The sequence below is a fragment of the Pseudomonas sp. NCIMB 10586 genome (assembly GCF_023127895.1).
Classification (GTDB): domain Bacteria; phylum Pseudomonadota; class Gammaproteobacteria; order Pseudomonadales; family Pseudomonadaceae; genus Aquipseudomonas; species Aquipseudomonas synxantha_A.
In genome coordinates, this window is sequence record NZ_SPKQ01000045.1 from 431,689 (window position 1) to 451,073 (window position 19,385).

At 60.1% G+C, this 19,385-nt stretch carries 17 protein-coding genes and 1 pseudogene; 10 read left to right on the forward strand and 8 right to left on the reverse strand.

What is annotated here, in order from left to right; translation table 11 throughout:
* Positions 1 to 433: pseudogene (locus tag E4P01_RS21940) on the forward strand (D-2-hydroxyacid dehydrogenase family protein); the annotation flags it as partial.
* 189 nt (positions 434 to 622) lie between these two features.
* Here E4P01_RS21940 and E4P01_RS21945 read toward each other — a convergent pair.
* Positions 623 to 1,435 (reverse strand): class I SAM-dependent methyltransferase, encoded by an 813-nt coding sequence (locus tag E4P01_RS21945; protein ID WP_216091309.1) that lies wholly within the window; start codon positions 1,433 to 1,435, stop codon positions 623 to 625.
* Between the two features lie 154 nt (positions 1,436 to 1,589).
* Between E4P01_RS21945 and E4P01_RS21950 the strand changes: the two genes are divergently transcribed.
* Entirely contained in the window at positions 1,590 to 2,825 is a 1,236-nt protein-coding gene (locus E4P01_RS21950) for an MFS transporter (RefSeq protein ID WP_216091308.1), read from the forward strand.
* Between the two features lie 44 nt (positions 2,826 to 2,869).
* Here E4P01_RS21950 and E4P01_RS21955 read toward each other — a convergent pair whose 3' ends face one another.
* On the reverse strand, positions 2,870 to 4,579 hold the full coding sequence (locus E4P01_RS21955; protein WP_216091307.1) for a polyurethanase: 1,710 nt from the start codon (positions 4,577 to 4,579) through the stop codon (positions 2,870 to 2,872).
* Between the two features lie 341 nt (positions 4,580 to 4,920).
* On the opposite strand from E4P01_RS21955, the gene E4P01_RS21960 reads away from it, so the two are divergent.
* Both E4P01_RS21960 and E4P01_RS21965 read left to right on the forward strand, forming a co-directional pair.
* Positions 4,921 to 6,507 carry an ABC-F family ATPase gene (locus tag E4P01_RS21960; protein ID WP_003191057.1) on the forward strand — a complete coding sequence of 529 codons (1,587 nt, stop codon included), beginning with the start codon at positions 4,921 to 4,923 and terminating at the stop codon, positions 6,505 to 6,507.
* A 116-nt stretch (positions 6,508 to 6,623) separates the two neighbouring features.
* Positions 6,624 to 7,796 carry an MFS transporter gene (locus E4P01_RS21965; protein ID WP_032875653.1) on the forward strand — a complete coding sequence of 391 codons (1,173 nt, stop codon included), beginning with the start codon at positions 6,624 to 6,626 and terminating at the stop codon, positions 7,794 to 7,796.
* Here E4P01_RS21965 and E4P01_RS21970 read toward each other — a convergent pair.
* Positions 7,790 to 8,827 carry a dienelactone hydrolase gene (locus E4P01_RS21970; RefSeq protein ID WP_216091306.1) on the reverse strand — a complete coding sequence of 346 codons (1,038 nt, stop codon included), beginning with the start codon at positions 8,825 to 8,827 and terminating at the stop codon, positions 7,790 to 7,792. The two genes, E4P01_RS21965 and E4P01_RS21970, sit on opposite strands and share 7 nt — an antisense overlap.
* A 201-nt stretch (positions 8,828 to 9,028) precedes the next feature.
* Positions 9,029 to 9,640 carry an FMN-dependent NADH-azoreductase gene (locus E4P01_RS21975; protein ID WP_005788514.1) on the reverse strand — a complete coding sequence of 204 codons (612 nt, stop codon included), beginning with the start codon at positions 9,638 to 9,640 and terminating at the stop codon, positions 9,029 to 9,031.
* Positions 9,641 to 9,765: 125 nt separating this feature from the next.
* On the opposite strand from E4P01_RS21975, the gene E4P01_RS21980 reads away from it, so the two are divergent.
* A complete protein-coding gene (locus E4P01_RS21980) occupies positions 9,766 to 10,674 on the forward strand; it encodes a LysR substrate-binding domain-containing protein (RefSeq protein WP_216091305.1) in 909 nt (302 codons plus the stop codon).
* Positions 10,671 to 11,027, forward strand: coding sequence for an MmcQ/YjbR family DNA-binding protein (locus tag E4P01_RS21985; protein ID WP_034127343.1), 357 nt, complete (start codon positions 10,671 to 10,673; stop codon positions 11,025 to 11,027). Before E4P01_RS21980 ends, E4P01_RS21985 begins: the two co-directional genes overlap by 4 nt.
* Here E4P01_RS21985 and E4P01_RS21990 read toward each other — a convergent pair.
* Positions 11,016 to 11,399, reverse strand: a complete 384-nt coding sequence (locus E4P01_RS21990) for a DUF1294 domain-containing protein (protein ID WP_103734265.1) — start codon at positions 11,397 to 11,399, stop codon at positions 11,016 to 11,018. The genes E4P01_RS21985 and E4P01_RS21990 overlap by 12 nt on opposite strands.
* Positions 11,396 to 12,226: an undecaprenyl-diphosphate phosphatase gene (locus tag E4P01_RS21995; RefSeq protein WP_005788518.1), complete on the reverse strand. Its 831-nt coding sequence runs from the start codon at positions 12,224 to 12,226 to the stop codon at positions 11,396 to 11,398. The genes E4P01_RS21990 and E4P01_RS21995 overlap by 4 nt, the downstream gene beginning before the upstream one ends.
* A gap of 227 nt (positions 12,227 to 12,453) precedes the next feature.
* On the opposite strand from E4P01_RS21995, the gene E4P01_RS22000 reads away from it, so the two are divergent.
* From E4P01_RS22000 to E4P01_RS22010, 3 genes are all read left to right on the forward strand, one after another.
* Positions 12,454 to 14,088: a methyl-accepting chemotaxis protein gene (locus tag E4P01_RS22000; RefSeq protein WP_032875667.1), complete on the forward strand. Its 1,635-nt coding sequence runs from the start codon at positions 12,454 to 12,456 to the stop codon at positions 14,086 to 14,088.
* 243 nt (positions 14,089 to 14,331) lie between these two features.
* Positions 14,332 to 14,895, forward strand: a complete 564-nt coding sequence (pnuC, locus tag E4P01_RS22005) for a nicotinamide riboside transporter PnuC (protein ID WP_148854540.1) — start codon at positions 14,332 to 14,334, stop codon at positions 14,893 to 14,895.
* A complete protein-coding gene (locus E4P01_RS22010) occupies positions 14,892 to 15,416 on the forward strand; it encodes an AAA family ATPase (RefSeq protein ID WP_216092163.1) in 525 nt (174 codons plus the stop codon). Before pnuC ends, E4P01_RS22010 begins: the two co-directional genes overlap by 4 nt.
* Before the next feature lie 120 nt (positions 15,417 to 15,536).
* On the opposite strand, the gene ggt is transcribed toward E4P01_RS22010, so the two are convergent.
* Positions 15,537 to 17,261, reverse strand: a complete 1,725-nt coding sequence (ggt, locus tag E4P01_RS22015; RefSeq protein ID WP_032875675.1) for a gamma-glutamyltransferase — start codon at positions 17,259 to 17,261, stop codon at positions 15,537 to 15,539.
* A gap of 227 nt (positions 17,262 to 17,488) precedes the next feature.
* Here ggt and E4P01_RS22020 point away from each other — a divergent pair, with 227 nt between their 5' ends.
* Positions 17,489 to 18,634 (forward strand): PatB family C-S lyase, encoded by a 1,146-nt coding sequence (locus tag E4P01_RS22020; RefSeq protein ID WP_216091304.1) that lies wholly within the window; start codon positions 17,489 to 17,491, stop codon positions 18,632 to 18,634.
* Positions 18,635 to 18,690: 56 nt separating this feature from the next.
* Here E4P01_RS22020 and E4P01_RS22025 read toward each other — a convergent pair whose 3' ends face one another.
* Positions 18,691 to 18,906, reverse strand: a complete 216-nt coding sequence (locus tag E4P01_RS22025) for a TOBE domain-containing protein (protein ID WP_003173733.1) — start codon at positions 18,904 to 18,906, stop codon at positions 18,691 to 18,693.
* Between the last annotated feature and the right edge of the window lie 479 nt (positions 18,907 to 19,385).

Below are 19,385 nucleotides of genomic sequence, written 5' to 3' on the forward strand. Positions count from 1 at the left end.
TTGGCAGAACGTCGCCAGTGACGTGGTGGATTGGTCGGCGCTGGACGGCGTGGGTCAGGTACATTTTCTCCACGACTACCCCGCTGATACGGCGACAATGGTTGAACGCTTGAAGGGCTTCGAGGTGATTTGCGTCATGCGCGAACGCTCCACCTTCGACAAGGCCTTGCTGCAAGGGCTGCCCAAGCTAAAATTGCTGGTCACCGGCGGTATGCGCAATGCCGCCATCGATATTACCGCCGCCAAGGCCCTGGGTATCCAGGTGTGCGGCACCGACAGCTATAAACACGCGGCGCCGGAACTGACCTGGGCGCTGATCATGGCCTCTGCGCGCAATCTGCTGGCCGAAGCCAACTCGCTGCGCGCAGGCGGATGGCAGGTGGGCCTGGGCGGTGACCTGCATGGCAAGACCCTGGGCAGTATCGGCCAGAAAGAGTCCATGCATAGGAGCGAGCTTGCTCGCTCCTACACTGATCGGCATTAGACGTGATTATCCGATTTGATCACGGCATTTTCACAAGGCCTTCACTTTTCGACCTATAAGGTCAGGCCTACCTACTCCAGTGAATCACTTGGCCCGCCCTCTCCTCGCGGGCCTTTTTTTTGCGTGCGCAAACCTTTATCAGCCATCACGCCTGATCGCTGTCATGGTAAAGCACAGGGGCAGTTGCGCGGCCTGATGCTCATATTGATCGTAGAGTTCTTCCCGGTTGGAATGCGGGTATTCCTGCAAATGAGCGATCTGCAACTGCGCTGCGATAGCCGCGCTGACCACACTGCCCAGGGTATGTACATACCAATAGGAGGTCGGCCCGGGCCGCTCGTCCTTCCCTTCATAGACAATTGCCTCCTGCAGCACAAAGGGTTCACGCTGGAAGTAAGAACTGGCAGGCAGCATCGGGTTGGCCCCACAGGGGTCAAACACCTCAAGAAAGGGATGGGTTTCGTACATGACCAACGTACCGCCGGGCTTCAGCACAAGGGCAACCTGGCGCATGAACAACGCCACATCCGGCATCCAACCCAGTACGCCAATGGTCACCAGGGCAATATCGAACCGTGCCTGCAAACGCTCCGGCAAATGGTGGATATCGGTCTCAATGAAATCAGGGCTGTGTGGCGAGACCTCGGCCAATTCCCGCGCCTGTTCAAGAAACGCCCGGGATTGATCAACCCCCACCACCGAACGGGCCCCCAAGCCATACAACGAAAGGCTTTCGCGTCCGTTGTTGCAGCACAATTGCACCACGTCCTTGCCCACCACACCTATCTCATGCAGCAACGCGGTGATAGTGGGGTCAAGGCAGGAAAAGTCAGGTTCGGCCAGCGAGGCCAGTAGCTTCGTCCAGGTCGCCGTGTCTTTGTGCAACCGGGCCGATTCGTCCCAGGCGTTTTTATTGCTGGCAATCGCCTCTTGCGCTGAGGGCATGTCCATTGCGTCTCCAGAAAGTCAATACAGCGGGCTTAGGAACATAAGCCAAATATCTGCCAGATAAAACCCGCAGTACCAGCGAAACTTATAGCCAAGCCTACCGGTCATTAAGCCATCGCGTGTTCAGCCATTGAACGCCGCTCTCGAAGATCGCACTGTGGCCCATCATTCAGATCTGCGTACCGCCCTTTCCCTGGACAGCCTGAACTTCTTTCTTGCGGATGTTCGCGACGGTCTCGGGCCGTACCTGGCGATCTACCTGCTGGCGGTCCATAAATGGGACCCGGCCAGTATCGGCGTAGTCATGACCCTGGCCGGTATCGCCGCCTTGATCACCCAGGGCCCGGCGGGTGCGCTGATCGACCGAACCCGCAGCAAGCGTGCAGTCATCGCGATTGCCGCGCTGCTGGTCACCGGCAGTTGCCTGATACTGCCCTTCGTCAGTTCATTTGGCTGGGTGGCGCTGACCCAGGCCGCCAGCGCCGTTGCCGCATCGGTATTCGCCCCGGCCATTTCTGCCATCTCCCTTGGTATTACCGGCCCCCGTGCTTTCACTCGGCGTACCGGGCGCAACGAAACCTTCAACCACGCCGGCAACGCCGTGGCCGCACTGCTGGCCGGGGGCCTGGCGTATCTGTATGGGCCTGTGGTGGTGTTTTACCTGATGGCGTTTATGGCAGTCGCCAGTGTCATTGCGGTCAGCTGTGTTTCTGGCAAGGCGATTGATCATGAGGTGGCCCGTGGCTTCGATCCCGCCCATCACAACGACCATGAGCAGCCTTCGGGCCTGACAGTCTTGCTGGCCAACCGCCCGTTGCTGCTGTTCGCCGTCTGCTGCGCGCTGTTTCACCTGGCCAATGCCGCGATGCTGCCACTGGTCAGCCAGAAGCTGGCGCAGATCAACCTGCAGATGGCCACGCCCCTGACCTCCGCCTGCATTGTCGCCGCACAGTTGGTCATGGTCCCGATCGCCTGGCTGGTCGGGCTCAAGGCAGATATCTGGGGGCGCAAGCCGCTGTTGCTGGCCGGCTTTCTGATACTGCCGCTGCGTGGCGTGCTGTATACCCTGTCCAGCGATCCGTATTGGCTGGTGGCGGTGCAGATGCTTGACGGTATCGGCGCGGGTATTTTCGGCGCGTTGTTCCCGGTCATCGTCAAGGACCTGACCCAAGGCACCGGGCGTTTCAATGTCAGTCTAGGCGCCCTTTCCACTGTGTTCGGCCTCGGCGCGGCGCTAAGCAGCAGCCTGGCCGGCTTCGTGGTGCAACAGGCCGGCTATAACGCAGCCTTTCTGACCTTGGCGGGCGTGGCGGGCGTGGCGTTGCTGCTGTTGTGGCTGGCGATGCCGGAAACCCTGGCAAAACCCAGCCTGCAGGTGCCGGTAATGGGCTGAAGCAGAGCCCCCCTGTCATCCAAGGTGCTCTGCCCCGCCCGCGTTCAGGAAATAAAGATGCCTGCGCCATTCAACTGAGTCATGTTCACGCCCATTAACATCACCGAGTTGTCACCAAAGGCCAGCACGGTGTTGTCCTCGAACGTCGAGGCATAAGAGCGGTAATCGTAATCCTGGCCCAGGCCAGCCATACCCATGAACACCAGCTTATCGCTGACCTGGTAACCCTGGATCCGGTCGTTGCCGAAGATGCCGTCGAACAGGAAGGTATTACTGCCACCGCCTGCAACCATCAGGTCATTGCCGGTGCCGCCGACAAATACGTCATTACCCGGGCCTCCGATCAGGTGATCGTCGCCGCCCAAGCCGAACAGCCAATCACCCGTAGCATGAGCGGTGAGGACATTGTCATGGGCATCGCCGTTGGTGGAAGCCGCGTAGTGCGTCAGGTCGTTACCGGCCAGCAGGCCATCGCCGGTCACCTTATAAGTGATGTCATTGGAGCCCCAAGGGATTGAAGTCCACGGTATATAGGCCGTTTCTTTGCTGACCAATGCGCCGATATCCCGGGTCATACTGATACCGCCATAGGCGTCGTTGACATACAACGTGCCATCGCCGTCATTGGCAAAGCTGAAGGCGCCCAGTGGCTTTTGCAGTTCGAAGACGTTATTGCCCTGCCCCCCCAGCAGGATGTTGTAGCCGCCGTCATCGCGGAAACGATCATCACCTGCGCCACCTTCCAGGAAGTCATTGCCCGCTCCGCCCTTGAGCAGGTCGTTGCCCTCGGTACCGAATATAAAGGTATTGCCGGTGTGTTTTTCGGCGTAGCGGTTCAGGTCTTGCACCCAGGTGGTTTCACGCGTGGCCTCGCTGAGGCTGGAGACTACGATGGTCGAGTCTTTGCTGGTCAGGTCGTAGAAATCCGAGGACGCGATACGCTTCATGCCTTGGATGTAACCGTCCAGGGAGTGAGCCTTGGCGCCTCCCCAGTTGAGGGCATTGGGTAAATGCGCCCAGACCGAGGCGTAGTTATCGGTAAAGCTGACCAGGTTATTGGCCGCCGAATCCCAAACGCTATCGTTACCCCAGCGCAGTGCCGACGTATTGATGCCTTCTCCATCAATGGCCTTGAACACCAGGTCATTCTCATAGCCGATGTTCAAGATCCGAGTGTCACCCGAACGTTGTGTGGGTGAGGCAAAGGTGACGTAGTTGGCATCCTCGAAGAAACCGCCCCAATGATCATGGCTCAAGGTCGCCAAGCTGTTGGCCCCGAGTGCGCCGAGGCTATGGCCGGTGACCAGGATATCCTTGCCGGTCAAGCCCTGGCTCCTGGCGTAGCTGGCGACGTGCTCCAATAAGCCACTGAACGCGAACTGAGCATAATGGGCGGCGTATCCGGGAACGGCGGCAGCAGCCAGATCGCTGGCGACGTCGCCCAATCCATCCCAGGACAAGCCAAAGGACGTCCCACGAAAGGCAACCCCCATGGCGATCAGCTTACCCACCCCATCGTACTGCCCCACAACCTTGACGTTGGCGGAGGGAGCCAATACCGTCTCGCCCCAAAAGGTGCCGTACTCGTCGACTTTCTGCGTCACCCCCAGTGCTTGCGCACCGATAGGCGCCCAACCGCCAGCGGTCAGCGGTTGGCCGCTGGCGTCATATGCGTAATCGGACAAGGCCAAAGCGTCGTTCAACAGCGCCTTTGCCTTCTGGCCCGTCATGCTCTTGTAATCGAAAACCCCCATACCGATTGCCCCTTTTCAGATGACTTTTGATGTGGCCTCAGTGCCCATGGCCGGAACAGATTGGTGATGGACGGGAAAGGACTGTCAATCGTTACCTAAAAAATGAATACCTGCCCGCGGGCCCGAGCTTTGGTTTCAGCGCTTCGAATCACGCAAGGCGCTGAACATCGTCGTCGACTGCCATACAACTGTCGCCTCACATATGCGACAATGCGCGCCAAATTCCAACACACATCCCAAATTTTCCGCTCAGCGACCGGGTTTCGCGCCTTGATGTCGCTGTTGACGCATGCCTGAAGGCACCTGCCGTCACGCTCGCAACCCATTGATAGGTAAAGTAATTGATCTCCACAGCTAACATCACCATGCAGTTCGGCGCCAAGCCGCTCTTCGAGAACGTCTCGGTCAAGTTCGGCGCCGGCAACCGCTATGGTTTGATCGGGGCCAACGGTTGCGGCAAGTCGACCTTCATGAAAATCCTCGGTGGCGACCTCGACCCGTCCGGCGGCCAGGTCATGCTGGAGCCGAATGTGCGCCTGGGTAAACTGCGCCAGGACCAGTTCGCCTACGAAGAATTCACCGTGCTCGACACCGTGATCATGGGCCACGAGGAGCTGTGGAAGGTCAAGGCCGAGCGCGACCGTATCTACTCGCTGCCGGAAATGAGCGAAGAAGACGGCATGGCCGTGGCCGAGCTGGAAACCGAGTTCGCCGAAATGGACGGCTACACTGCCGAATCCCGCGCCGGTGAGTTGTTGCTGGGCCTGGGGATTCCCCTGGAGCAGCATTTCGGCCCGATGAGCGAAGTGTCCCCAGGCTGGAAACTGCGTGTATTGCTGGCTCAGGCGCTGTTCTCGGACCCTGAAGTGCTGTTGCTCGACGAACCGACCAACCACCTGGACATCAATACCATCCGCTGGCTGGAAAACATCCTCACCCAGCGCTCCAGCCTGATGATCATCATCTCTCACGACCGTCACTTCCTGAACAGCGTGTGCACCCACATGGCTGACCTGGACTACGGCGAGCTGCGCCTGTTCCCGGGCAACTACGACGAGTACATGACCGTGGCGACCCAGTCCCGCGAGCAGTTGCTGTCGGACAACGCCAAGAAGAAAGCGCAGATCTCCGAACTGCAATCCTTCGTCAGCCGCTTCTCGGCCAACGCCTCCAAAGCCAAGCAGGCCACGTCCCGTGCCAAGGCGATCGACAAGATCCAACTGGCCGAAGTCAAGCCGTCGAGTCGTGTGAGCCCGTTCATCCGTTTCGAGCAGAACAAAAAGCTGCACCGCCAGGCGGTCATGGTCGAAAAGATGGCCAAAGGCTTTGACGGCAAGCCGCTGTTCAAGGACTTCAGCTTCCAGGTTGAAGCTGGCGAGCGCGTGGCAATCATCGGCCCGAACGGTATCGGCAAGACCACCCTGCTGCGCACCCTGGTCAACGAACTGACCCCGGATGCCGGCAGCATCAAGTGGACCGACGCCGCCGAACTGGGCTACTACGCCCAGGACCACGCCCACGACTTCGAAGACGACGTGAGCCTGTTCGACTGGATGGGCCAGTGGACCCAAGGCGAACAAATGATCCGTGGCACTCTGGGCCGCATGTTGTTCTCCAACGACGAAATCCAGAAGTCGGTCAAAGTGATCTCCGGTGGTGAGCAAGGCCGCATGTTGTTCGGCAAGCTGATCCTGCAAAAGCCGAACGTGCTGATCATGGACGAACCGACCAACCACTTGGACATGGAATCCATCGAGGCGCTGAACCTGGCACTGGAAAACTACCCGGGCACGCTGATCTTCGTCAGCCACGACCGCGAGTTCGTATCGTCTTTGGCCACCCGCATCATCGAGTTGAGCCCAAGCGGCGTGATCGACTTCAGCGGCACCTATGACGACTACCTGCGTAGCCAGGGTGTGGTGTTCTAAGAACGCCCTCAGCTTCCAGGGCAGTCAGATCCAAATGTGGGAGGGAGCTAGCCCCCTCCCACATTGGTTAGAGCAGTGGCATCATGGCCGTACCGCCCGCCAGCGATCGAGTACCCATGCCTGCCGCCCCCTCCTCCCTGTCGATCACCCTGCAGATCGTCTCCATCGTGTTCTACACCTTCATAGCCTTTATCTGCATCGGCCTGCCGATTGCGGTGATTCCAGGCTATGTGCACGAACAACTGGGTTTCAGCGCGGTAGTCGCCGGGGTCACCATCGGTTCGCAATACCTGGCCACGCTGCTCAGCCGCCCAATGGCCGGGCGGATGTCGGATAACGTCGGCACCAAGCGTGCGATCGTGCTGGGCCTGGCCGGCATCCTGATCAGCGGCGTGCTGACCTTTATCGCCACTCTGGTGGACAGCCTGCCAGCTTTGAGCCTGGGCATTCTGATCGTCGGTCGCCTGTTGCTGGGCGTGGCCCAGGGCCTGATTGGCGTGGGCACCATCAGTTGGTGCATGGGCGCGGTGGGGACTGAACACACGGCCCGCTCGATCTCCTGGAATGGCATTGCCTCCTACGGCGCCATTGCCGTTGGTGCGCCGGTCGGCGTGGTGATGGTGGCGGAATATGGCTATACCAGCCTGGGAGTTGCCCTGTCGGTGTTGGCGGGGCTGGGGCTGGTGCTGATCCGCAATAAACCGTCGGTGCCGGTGGTGCGCGGTGAGCGGCTGCCGTTCTGGGCAGTGTTCGGGCGAATCGCACCGTTCGGCACCAGCCTGTGCCTGGCGTCGATTGGCTACGGCACGCTGACGACCTTCATTACCCTGTACTACCTCAATCGTGGCTGGAGCGGCGCGGCGTATTGCCTGACGGTATTTGGCGCGTGTTTTATTCTGTCGCGCCTGATGTTCATTTCTGCCATCAGCCGGTTTGGTGGGTTTACCGCCGCCATCGCCTGCATGAGCATCGAAATCCTGGGCCTGACGCTGCTGTGGCTGGCGCCGTCCACCGGCGTCGCCTTGATCGGTGCCGGGCTGACCGGCTTTGGCCTGTCGCTGGTGTACCCGGCGCTGGGGGTTGAAGCCATCAAGCAAGTGCCGGACAGCAGCCGAGGTGCGGGGCTGAGTGCCTATGCGGTGTTCTTCGACCTGGCGCTGGCGATTGCCGGGCCGTTGATGGGGGCCGTGGCGTTGAACCTCGGCTACGGCTGGATCTTCTTCTGTGCCGCGTTGCTGTCGGTCAGCGCACTCGCCCTGACCGTACTGCTCAGGCGCCGCGCCTACTGATCAGCGGTCTGCAGGCCGGCACGCGTCGTCTCACCGAGGGTCCGGCTGAAAAAGCGCCCGGCCTCGGAGACCATATCGCGGTGAATGCCTTCGCGGTCGACGCCATCGGCATCGGTGCAGATGCCCGGCATTGTCGCCAATTGATCGCTGTCGCATGGCGCCATGAATACAAAGTGCCCTGCCCCGGCCAACAGCTTGAAGTCCGGTGGCTCCGGCAGTTTACGCGCCAGGGCGGCAGCGTTTTTGTCCACCGCCACCAACTGGTCGCCGTCGCCACTGTAGAGCAACACCGGCACGTGCACATCAGCCAGGGTGTGACGGCCAAACATCAGGCTCAGTGGCGCCATCAGCATCAAGGCATGGATGCGTGGGTCAGCCTGGGGCTGCAAGTCGTCGCGGTCGACCACCAACTCGCCCTTGGTGGTGCAGGCATCACGGTCCTCGGGGCGCTGCTGGCAGTAACGGCGCAGGCGCTCGAAATCCGGCTTGGCGCCCGCCAGGATCAGCGCGGTTTCGCCACCGGCGGAATAACCGATCACGCCAATCTGATCGACATCGACAAAGGGCGACAGCATGGGATCAGCCAGGGTCGCGGTAATCGCCTGGGAGATCTGGATCGGCCGGCCATACAGATTACTCACAGTGCCCAGGCGGCTGTGGTCCTTATAGTTGTCGCCGGGGTGCAGGACCGCCACCACCACAAATCCCTTGCGCGCCAGTGACGTGGCCAGATCATGCAAGGCCAGGGGCGTGCCGGTATTGCCATGGGACAGCATCAGCATGGGAAAACGGCCGATGGCAACCTTGGCGTCTTCACTGGCCGCGACCTGATAGGCGCCCAGCGGCGTGGTGCGTTCGGTGTCAGTGGAAGGGTAAAACGCAATGGCCTTCATCGGCTGCGAATCCAGCGGGTCGAGCACGCTCATGCGATGAAACCCCACACTCCAATGCGGGTGCGGTGCCGGTGCAGCGTGCACTGAAAGCAGGCCGCTAAGCAGCGAAAGAACCAGAACAGCACTAAGACGCATCATGGGGATGTCCACCTTTGCTGCGTAAGAACCGGCATGTCGAATAAAAGTCCAAGTATCGGATCCCTATCTGCATAACCTCTGCATAACCTGGGCCACAAACGAAAAAACTCCGTACTCCGCTCGCGTTCAGGCGATCAGAATACAGAGTTTAGGCGCCCGGCTTCAGAATGAAACCGGGCAACGGCTTAATTTACACAAGCCTTACGCGGCGGCGAACAACTGCTGGTTGATCCGCACGTTGGCGTCGTTCAATGCTTTGCTGCGCGCTTCATCACCGTAGGCCAGCCCTTCAGCGCGGACGATTTCAATATTGGTGATGCCGAGAAAACCGAACAGCAGTTTCAAGTAGCCTTCATGGGCAGCGCCAGATGCCTGATCCGCGTGCAAGCCACCGGCCGTGGACACGATAATCACCTTCTTGTTACCGCACAGGCCTTCAGGGCCGGCTTCGGTGTAGCGGAAGGTCTGGCCGGCAACCGCGATGCGATCAATCCAGGCTTTCAACTGGGTAGGAATAGTGAAGTTGTACATCGGTGCGCCTACCACTATGGCATCGGCGGCGAGGAATTCAGCCAGCGACGATGCACTCAGTTCCGCCTCGTGCTTTTGCGCGGCATCGCGCAGTTCGGCCGCAGTGCCCAGTGCACCCAGGGTAGCGCCGGAGAAGTGGTTGATGCCTTCGCTGGCCAGGTCACGGTAAGTCACTTGCACACCCGGTTCAGCCGCTTGCCATGCCTTGACCACACCGGCACTGAGTTGGCGGGAAGCCGAGTTGTCGCCGAGGATGCTGGAATCGATATGCAGTAGTTTCATGGTGGATCTCCGAGGTGGGATCGACAGTGGCGATCAGATGGTGGTGATGCTACGCATGAAACCAATAGTCGATAAGCCACCTGAAATGCGATAGTTTGTCCTACTGACAGGACAATAGGCCGACCATGCAAGACCTTAATGATCTCTACTATTTCGCCAAAGTCGTCGAAGCCGGCGGTTTCGCCGCGGCGGGCCGGCTGCTGGGGATTCCCAAGTCCAGGCTGTCACGGCGCATTGCCGAGCTTGAAGAGCGCCTGGGAGCGCGCCTGCTGCAACGCACTACCCGACAACTGACCCTGACTGCCGTGGGCGAGCGTTACTTGCGCCATTGCCAGGCGATGTTGCTGGAAGCGGAGATGGCCGATGAGGCCGTGGCGAGCATGTCCAGCGAGCCGCGTGGGCGGCTGCGGGTCAGTTGCCCAGTGGGGCTGGCCCAGCAGATCCTGCCGGAGCTGGTAGCCGGTTTTTTGGCCGCGCACCCGTTGGTGCAGTTGGACATGACCCTGGTGAATCGCCGCGTCGATCTGGTAGCCGAAGGCATTGACGTGGCGCTGCGCGTACGCGAACTGGGCGACGAAGACCCGTTACTGGTCACCAAACGCCTGCGCCAGGCACACACCGTGCTGGTGGCCAGCCCCGCGTTCATGCGTGAGCGGCGGGTCGAAACCCTGGAAGACCTCAAGCAGTTGCCAATCCTTGGCGCACTCGAGGCGGACCGAATGGTGCATCAACGCATCATCGACCCCCAGGGCAACCTGCACGAGCTAGTGATGGAGGCGCGCCTGGGCATCGAAGACTTTATCGTACGCAAGGCCAGCGCAATGATGGGCGTGGGCTTTACGATACTGCCGATGATGTACTGCGAAGAAGAACTGGCCAGCGGCCGGCTGGTGCAACTGCTGCCGCAATGGTCATTGCCGGGCGGCTGGTTGCAGGCCGTATACCCGCACCGGCGCGGGGTGCTGCCGGCCATCCGGGCCTGGATCGACTACCTGGAAGAAGGCTTCAAAGGCTGTGGAGATCGGCTGTTATGAGCATGACCGAAGAACAAGTCGCACGTTTCTGCCTGAGCCTGCCAGGCGCACGGGAAGACTATAAATGGGGTGGCGTGCGGGTGTTTTCGATTGCCGGCAACAAGATGTTCGCCTTGCAGAACCTGCGCGGTGAGTCGCTGGCCTTCAAGGTCGACAAAGAACTGTTCCTGGGCCACGTCGACCGGCCGGGCATTCACCCGGCGCCTTACCTGGCGAGGGCGCAGTGGGTCATCATGAACACGCCCTACCCTTTGGGCGCAGAGGAACTGCGTGGCTTGTTGCAGCGCTCCCACCAGTTGGTGGTCAGCAAACTGCCCAAGCGCACGCAGATTGGCTTGCGGCTAGAGGATTGACAGCAAGGTGCCGCCAAGAAACAACTGGTCCAGCCAGAACACCTGGTGCAACAGCACAATCACCCAGAACAACACCTGGTAAGACACCTTGCGCGTCTTGTGCCGGAACACCTGCTGGGCGATCAACGCCCCCGGCCAACCGCCTGCCAGCTCGACAGCGTGCAGAATGTTTTCCGGGATGCGCCGGCCCTCGGTCTGCGCCTTGCGCTTGTCGCTCCAGTACAGGAAGAACGCCACCACACTGACCACGCCATACGCCGCCAGCGGGATCACCGTCTCGCCGCGATACCACAGCACCGCTGAACCCAACAGTGGCGCGGCGCATAACAACACAAAGATCAGCGCCTTCAGGCGTGGATGCTGGATGCTCATGGCTTGACCGCAGTCCAGTCGATCCAGCCGAATTGCCAGGTCGCCAGGATGACCAGGCCGAAGGCAATCCGGTACCAGGCAAAGACCGCGTAGCTGTGGCTGGCGATGAACTTGAGCAAGCCCTTGACCGCGATCATGGCGAAAATGAACGAGGTGACAAAACCTATGGCGAATACCGGGAAGTCCGCCGGCTGGAACAGGTCGCGGTACTTGTAGCCCGAGTACACCGCCGCCCCGACCATGGTCGGCATGGCCAGGAAGAACGAAAACTCGGTGGCCGTCTTGCGCGACAGGCCGAACAACAGGCCGCCGATAATCGTCGCACCGGAGCGCGAAGTGCCCGGAATCATTGCCAGGCACTGGGCCAGGCCGACCTTGAGGGCGTCTTTCCAGGTAATGTCATCCACCGTTTCAGCGCGCACCGCATGTTGGCGCTGTTCGGCCCACAACATGATCACCCCACCGACCACCAGGGCACTGGCGACGGTGATCGGGTTGAACAGGTAATGCTTGATCAGGTCGGCAAAAATCACCCCCAATACCACCGCCGGCAATACGGCGATGATCAGGTTGACGGTGAAACGCCGGGCCTTGGGCTGGGTCGGCAGGCCGATGACCACATCGAGGATCTTGCGGCGAAACTCCCAGACCACCGCCAGGATCGCGCCCAGCTGGATGATGATATTGAAAGCTTCGAAACGCTCGCCGCCGAAATTGATCAGGTCGGCGACGATGATCTGGTGCCCGGTGCTGGAGATCGGCAGGAACTCCGTCAGCCCCTCGACGATGCCGAGAATCAATGCCTGTATGGCGGTCCAAAAATCCATGCTCTCTCCAAAGGTCATGCGCGTGGCATGCCTCTTAGTCTTTTTTAAAGTTCACTGACGACGAGCGCACTCAAGCGCCCGCGGTTGATTCTCAACGCCGGTCTGCAAAAATTCCGTGAAAAATCAGGCAGTACTCAGGTTTTTCGATTCCGGGCCGAAAGCCTATCAGACACGCCGGAAATCTCGAAGCAGCACCACAATTATAAAGAGCATGGAGTGACAGGACGATGAACAGTTTGCGCAGCATGTCGATCAGCCGCCGCCTTTGGCTGATCCTGATAGTCGCCGTGTTGATGCTGCTGGCCTTGGGGCTGCTGATGCTGAACCAGATCCACGGCGACCTCTACCAGGCCAAGCGCCAGCAGACCCAGCACGTGGTGCAGACCGCCAGTGGCGTACTCGGGTATTACCAGAACCTGGAAAAAACCGGGGTACTGACCCGTGACGCCGCGCAGCAGCAAGCCCTGAGCGCGGTGCGTGGCCTGCGCTACGACCACGATGACTACTTCTGGATCAACGACCTCACCCCCGTGATGATCATGCACGCGGCCAACCCCAAGCTCGATGGCCAGAACCTCTCGGCGATTCGTGACCCGGATGGTTTCGCCGTGTTCAATGAGTTCGTGATCCTGGCCAAGGCCAAGGGCGCCGGGATCGTCAACTATCGCTGGCCGAAACCGGGCGCCGACGCACCGGTGGAGAAAACCTCCTATATCCAGCTGTTCGAACCCTGGGGCTGGATTATCGGCTCCGGCGTGTACGTGGATGATGTGCAGGCCGAGTTCAAGACCCAGGTATGGAAAGCCTCGGCAATCGGCCTGGGCATTGCGCTGATGATGGCCGTGCTGGTGGTGCTGATCGCCCGCAGTATCGTGCAGCCATTGCAGGCGGCGGTGAATGCCATGGGCAATATTGCCAGCGGTGAAAGCGACCTGACCCGCAGTCTCGACACCCATGGCAGCGACGAGCTTACTCAGCTGGCCCGCCACTTCAATGGCTTCACCGCCAAGTTGCGCCAGGTGGTCGGCCAATTGCAGGTATGCGCGAACGCTTTGGGCCAGTCATCCACCGAGTTGGGCCACAACGCCAGCCAGGCCCACGACCGCAGCCAGCAGCAGTCGCAGCAGATGGAGCTGGTGGCCACCGCCATCAACGAAGTCACTTACGGCGTGCAGGACGTGGCCAAGAATGCCGAGCACGCGGCCAGCGAAATGCGCGATGCCCAGGCCCAGGCGCAACAGGGCCAAGTGAATATTGACGGCAGCTTGCAGCAGATCGATCAGCTCTCCAGCACCATCAGCCAGGCTGTGGAGGTGATCCGCACGCTCTCCAGCGAAAGCACGCAGATCGGCGGAGTACTGGAAGTGATCCGCTCCATTGCCGATCAGACCAACTTGCTCGCCCTCAACGCCGCCATCGAAGCTGCCCGCGCCGGGGAGCAAGGCCGTGGCTTTGCGGTGGTCGCCGATGAAGTGCGCTTGCTGGCCCAGCGCACGCAGAAATCCACCGCCGAAATCCAGGTGATGATCGAGCGCCTGCAAGGCCACTCGGAAGCGGCGGTCAAGGTCATCAGTGACAGCCACAGCGCCTCGCAACTGACCATCGAACAGGCCGGCCAGGCCGGAGCCAGCCTCACCGCCATCGGCCAGGCACTGCACAACCTCAACGGGTTGAATGCTTCGATTGCCAGCGCCACCCTGCAACAAGCCCATGTGGTGGAAGACATCAACCAGAACGTCACCCAGGCGGCCGGGCTGTCCCACAGCACGGCGCTGGCAGCGGAACAATCCAGCGTGGCGAGTGCGCAGTTGCGGGGTTTGAGTGAACAGCTTGATGGGCTGTTGCGCCAATTCCGAATCTAGCGCCGGGTAAATTGTGGGAGGGGGCTTGCTTAGCCTTATGTAGGAGCGAGCTTGCTCGCGAAAAACCCAGAGGCGCCGCGTTTACTCAGGAAACACGCGTTACCGTTGACGTTTTTCGCGAGCAAGCTCGCTCCTACACGGGGCATGGTGGCGAGCCCCCTCCCACATTTGTATTGCTGTGTTTTGAGGATCGGTGAGCTCTGGGTACAATCACCGCCCTCTCCCACTTCCCAAGGATCCGCCATGTCCGGGCTTGAACTGTTCGCCGCCGCCCTGGGGGTGATCGCTGTCTGGCTGACGGTCAAACAAAACCCTTGGTGCTGGCCCATCGGCCTGGTGATGGTGCTGCTCTACACCTGGGTGTTTTTCGAGGTCAAGCTCTACTCCGACATGCTGCTGCAAGTGGTCTACGCCGCGTTGCAGGTGTATGGCTGGTGGCAATGGACCCGTGCCGGCGAAGTCAAACAGGGCCGTCAGGTCACCAGCCTGCGGGCACCTGCGATCCTGACCAGCCTGGCCGTGGGCGCCGTCGGCAGCCTGTTGCTCGGCGCCGCCATGGCTCACTGGACCGACGCCGCCCAGCCCTGGCTCGACGCCGCCCTCACCGGTTTCAGCCTGGTGGCGCAAATGTGGATGGCGCAAAAACGCGTGCAGTGCTGGGCGCTGTGGATTGTCGTTGACGTGATTTTTGTCGGGCTGTTCCTCTACAAAGGCCTCTACCTGACAGCCGCGCTCTATGCACTGTTTACCGTGATTGCCGTACAAGGCTGGCGCGAATGGCGCGCCGACCCGGCGTTGCACTCATGAAGGTGGTGGTACTGGCAGGCCCGGAATCCAGCGGCAAAAGCTGGTTGGCGGCGCAACTGAACGCGCACTTCGGCGGGTTGATGGTGGGTGAATACGTGCGGCATTTCATCGATCACCATCAGCGTGACACGACCCTGGCGGATATCCCCGCCATCGCCCATGGCCAATTAGCCTGGGAAGACAGCGCCCGCGCCCGGCACCCTGCACTGTTGATCCTCGACACCCACCTGCTGACCAACAGGCTATGGAGCCAGACCCTGTTTGGCGATTACCCCGGTTGGCTTGATGACGAACTGCTGGCCCGGCAGTACGACCTGCACCTGCTGCTCTCCCCCGAGGACGTGGAATGGAGCGCCGATGGCCAGCGCTGCCAGCCGGAACTGGCCGACCGCCGCGCGTTTTTCCAGGCCAGCTTGAAGTGGATGCAAGAGCATCAACAGCCGGTGGTGGTGATTCGTGGGGATTGGGAGCAGCGTCGCCAAGCGGCATTTTCCGCAGTAGAGCAGTTGCTTAAGCGCTGACACACTTCCCCTGTGGGAGCGGGCTTGCCCGCGAATGCTATGTATCAGCTAGCACATGCATAGACTGACCCACCGCTTTCGCGGGCAAGCCCGCTCCCACATTTTTTACCGTACCAGGCTTTAGTAACCCAACGACAAGCCCGTGTTGCGCCGCGGATCGTTCGCCCCATAGAAACGATTGTTACCCACTGGCTTGCCACCCAGGGAAGGCGCGCCTACCAGGATCGCCGCCAAGTGGTTGGCATCTTGCGGGCCTGCAAACTTATGGCCCCAGCTTTCGAGGATCTTCTGGGTATCCGGGCTGACCGCAAAGGTCTCAAGGTTAGTGGTCTCGGGCATCCATTGCTGATGGAAGCGTGGTGCGTCGACCGCTTCCTGGATATTCATCTTGTAGTCGATCACATTCAGGATGGTCAGCAAGGTGGCGGTGATGATGCGGCTGCCACCTGGCGTGCCGACCACCATGACCGCCTTGCCGTCCTTGGTGACGATGGTCGGGCTCATCGACGACAGCGGCGCCTTGCCCGGTGCGATAGCGTTGGCTTCGCCCTGCACCAGCCCGTACATGTTCGGCACGCCGACCTTGACGGTGAAGTCGTCCATTTCATCGTTGAGGATCACCCCGGTCTTGCTCGCCATCACCCCGGCACCAAACCAATCGTTGAGGGTGTAGGTCACCGAGACCGCGTTGCCCCATTTGTCGACGATCGAATAGTGAGTGGTGTTGTTGCCTTCGTGGGGTGACACGCCTGGCTTGATCGCCTGGGAATCACCGGCCTTTTGCGGCTCGATGGCGGCGCGCAACTTGGTGGCGTAGTTCTTGTCCAGCAGATGCTCGATCGGGTTCTTCACGAAATCCGGATCGCCGAGGTAGCTGTTGCGGTCCACGTAGGCATGGCGCATCGCTTCGATCTGGTAGTGCAGGCCCTGGGCCGAGTGATAACCGAGGTCGGCCATCGGGTAGCCTTCGAGGATGTTCATGATCTGGCAGATCACCACGCCGCCCGAACTGGGTGGTGGCGCCGAGACCACATGATAACCACGGTAATCGCACTCGATGGGCGCCAGTTCGCGGGTCTTGTACTTGTCGAGGTCGGCCTGGGTGATGATGCCCTTGCCGGCCTGGCTGGAATCCACCAAGGCCTTGGCCACCCAACCTTTATAGAAACCGTCGGTGCCCTTGGCGGAGATTTCCTTGAGGGTTCTGGCCAGGTCTTTTTGCACCAATTTCTGGCCCACCTGCATCGGTTGGCCGTTGTGCAGAAAGATCCCGCGCAAATCCTGATCTTTCTCGAATTCGCCAGTGGCGGTGTGCAACAGGTCGATATCGCCCTGCTCCAGCTCAAAGCCGTTTTCCGCCAGTTTGATCGCCGGGGCAATCACTTGGGCGCGCTTGAGAGTGCCGTATTTGCTCAGGGCCAGTTCCATGCCGGAAACGGTACCCGGTACGCCGACCGCCAAATGGCCTTTGGCGCTGAGGCCCTCGACCACGTTGCCGGCCTTGTCCAGATACATGTCGGCGGTGGCCGCCAACGGGGCCTTTTCGCGGAAGTCGAGGAAGGTCTTGCGTCCGTCCGCCAGTTGCACGGTCATGAAACCGCCGCCACCGAGGTTACCCGCCGCCGGGTACACCACCGCCAGCGCGTAGCCCACGGCAACGGCTGCATCCACTGCGTTGCCGCCGGCCTTGAGCACATCCACGCCGACATGTGTGGCCAGGTGCTGGGCCGTCACCACCATGCCATTTTCACCGGCTACCGGGGCCTGGGAAGCGGCGTGAACACCGCTGACTGTCAACACGAGCGCAGTGGCGATCAAAGTGCGGTGCAAAGGTTGGTATTTCATCCATGGCTACTCTATTTATTGAGATGCGCCAAAATAGCCGCTCCCAAATCTAATCCCCAGTGCAATGGCGTTTTTATTACAGAACTTGTCGGTCATGGAACGGACGCGTAACGAAACAGCGAATAAACCGAATGTGGGAGGGGGCTAGCTCCCTCCCACATTTGTACCGTCAATGGCGCTAGAATCAGCGCCACTTTTTCGCCGCCGCTTTGATACGAGCCTTTTTCATGAGCTTTGATTTCGACACGCTCCACCCACGCCACGGTACCGGCAGTACCAAGTGGAGCCGCTACCCGCAAGACGTTCTGCCGATGTGGATCGCCGATATGGACATCGCCGCACCGCCCGCTGTATTGCAGGCCCTGCACACGCGCCTCGACCAACAGATTCTTGGCTACAGCGTAGCCGGCCCGGATGTGCGCGAGGCCATCATCGCGGACCTGTGGGCCAAGTACGCCTGGCGCGTACAACCTGAAGAACTGCTATTTCTGCCTGGCGTCGAGCCTGGTTTCAACATGGCCTTGCACGCCTTCGTCAAACCCGGCCAAGCGGTAGTGCTGCAAACCCCCAACTACCGGCCGATTCGCCTGGCACCCGGTAACTGGAACCTGCCGCGCATCGAAATGCCGTTCGAGTTGATCAACGGCGAATACGTCACGCCAATGCCTGCGATGCGCCAGGCATTAAGCGGTGCCGGTGCGCTGCTGCTGAGTAACCCGCACAATCCCATCGGCAAAGTATTCCCCCGCGAAGAACTGCAGGCTGTGGCCGACGCCTGCCTTGACAGCGGCGTGCTGATCATCAGCGACGAGATTCATGCCGAGCTGTGCTTCGATGGTCGCCGGCATATCCCCACTGCCAGCCTCAGCCCCGAGATTGCCCAGCGCACTATCACCCTGATGTCGGCGAGCAAGGCGTATAACGTGGCCGGCTTGAAGACCTGCTTCGCCGTGGTGCAAAACGCCGAGCTGCGCGAGCGCTTCAATAACGCACGCTGCGGCATGGTCGACAGCGTCAGCCCCCTGGGCCTGGAAGCCACTCGCGCGGCCTACAGCCAATGCGGCGACTGGCTCGCTGCGCTGTTGCAGTACCTGCAGGCCAACCGTGATTACCTGCTCGATGCGCTAAAGACCCGCCTGCCCGGTGTAGTGATGCACGCACCACAAGGTACCTTCCTGGCGTGGCTCGATTGCAGCGCATTGGGCCTGGAAGACCCGCAACGGTTCTTTCTGGAACAGGCCAGGGTCGGCCTGAGTGCCGGGATTGAATTTGGCGATGACAGCCAACAGTTCGTGCGCCTGAACTTCGGTTGCCCACGGGCGATGCTCGAGGAAGGTATACAGCGCATGGAACGTGCCTTGCGCCAGCGCTGACTCGCCCAGCGAAACATTCGTGGGAGGGGTAAGCAATCCCCACCCACGTTTTCCATTCACAACTTGGCGATGGACACTTCCGTCGACTTCACAAAGGCAATCACTTCGCTGCCCACCTTCAATTCCAGGTCACGTACCGAGCGCGTGGTAATCACCGAAGTAACAATGCCGGACGCCGTCTGCACGTCGATTTCCGACACGACTTCCCCCAGCAGAATTTCCTTGATTACGCCTTTGAACTGGTTGCGCACGTTGATCGCTTTGATGGTCATGTCGGCTTTCCTTTTGGCTGTTGGGTCAATCCGCACGAATGCGCAGGCCCCCAAAATGCGCCTCACGAGAAAACATTAAAAGGAATAAATAACTATTTATTCATTCCATAATGATATATGAGGGAAATATCCTTCGGCGCCCATCTGCCCGGCGCCGTACGCTCGACAGCGACGTATGACCGCATATCTTGTGCGTTGACCAACCTTGTTACACACCATATAGTGTGCCCACAAACAGAACAGACCACTACATAGTGTGCAGAATCGGTATTCACCGACCACACTCAGCGCAGTATTTCAATGCCTGGTAGCCTGCAAATCGCACATTTTTGGACGGGTTGAACACCGTCAGAACGGATCAGAAGGGAGTATTTCAATGCTGAGTTGGGATGAAGTCGACAACGAAGACACCGGTGCAGCGGTGATCAAAGGCGCCAACGCCGGCCACGCCACCGAAGCCAACATGGACCGCCTCGACG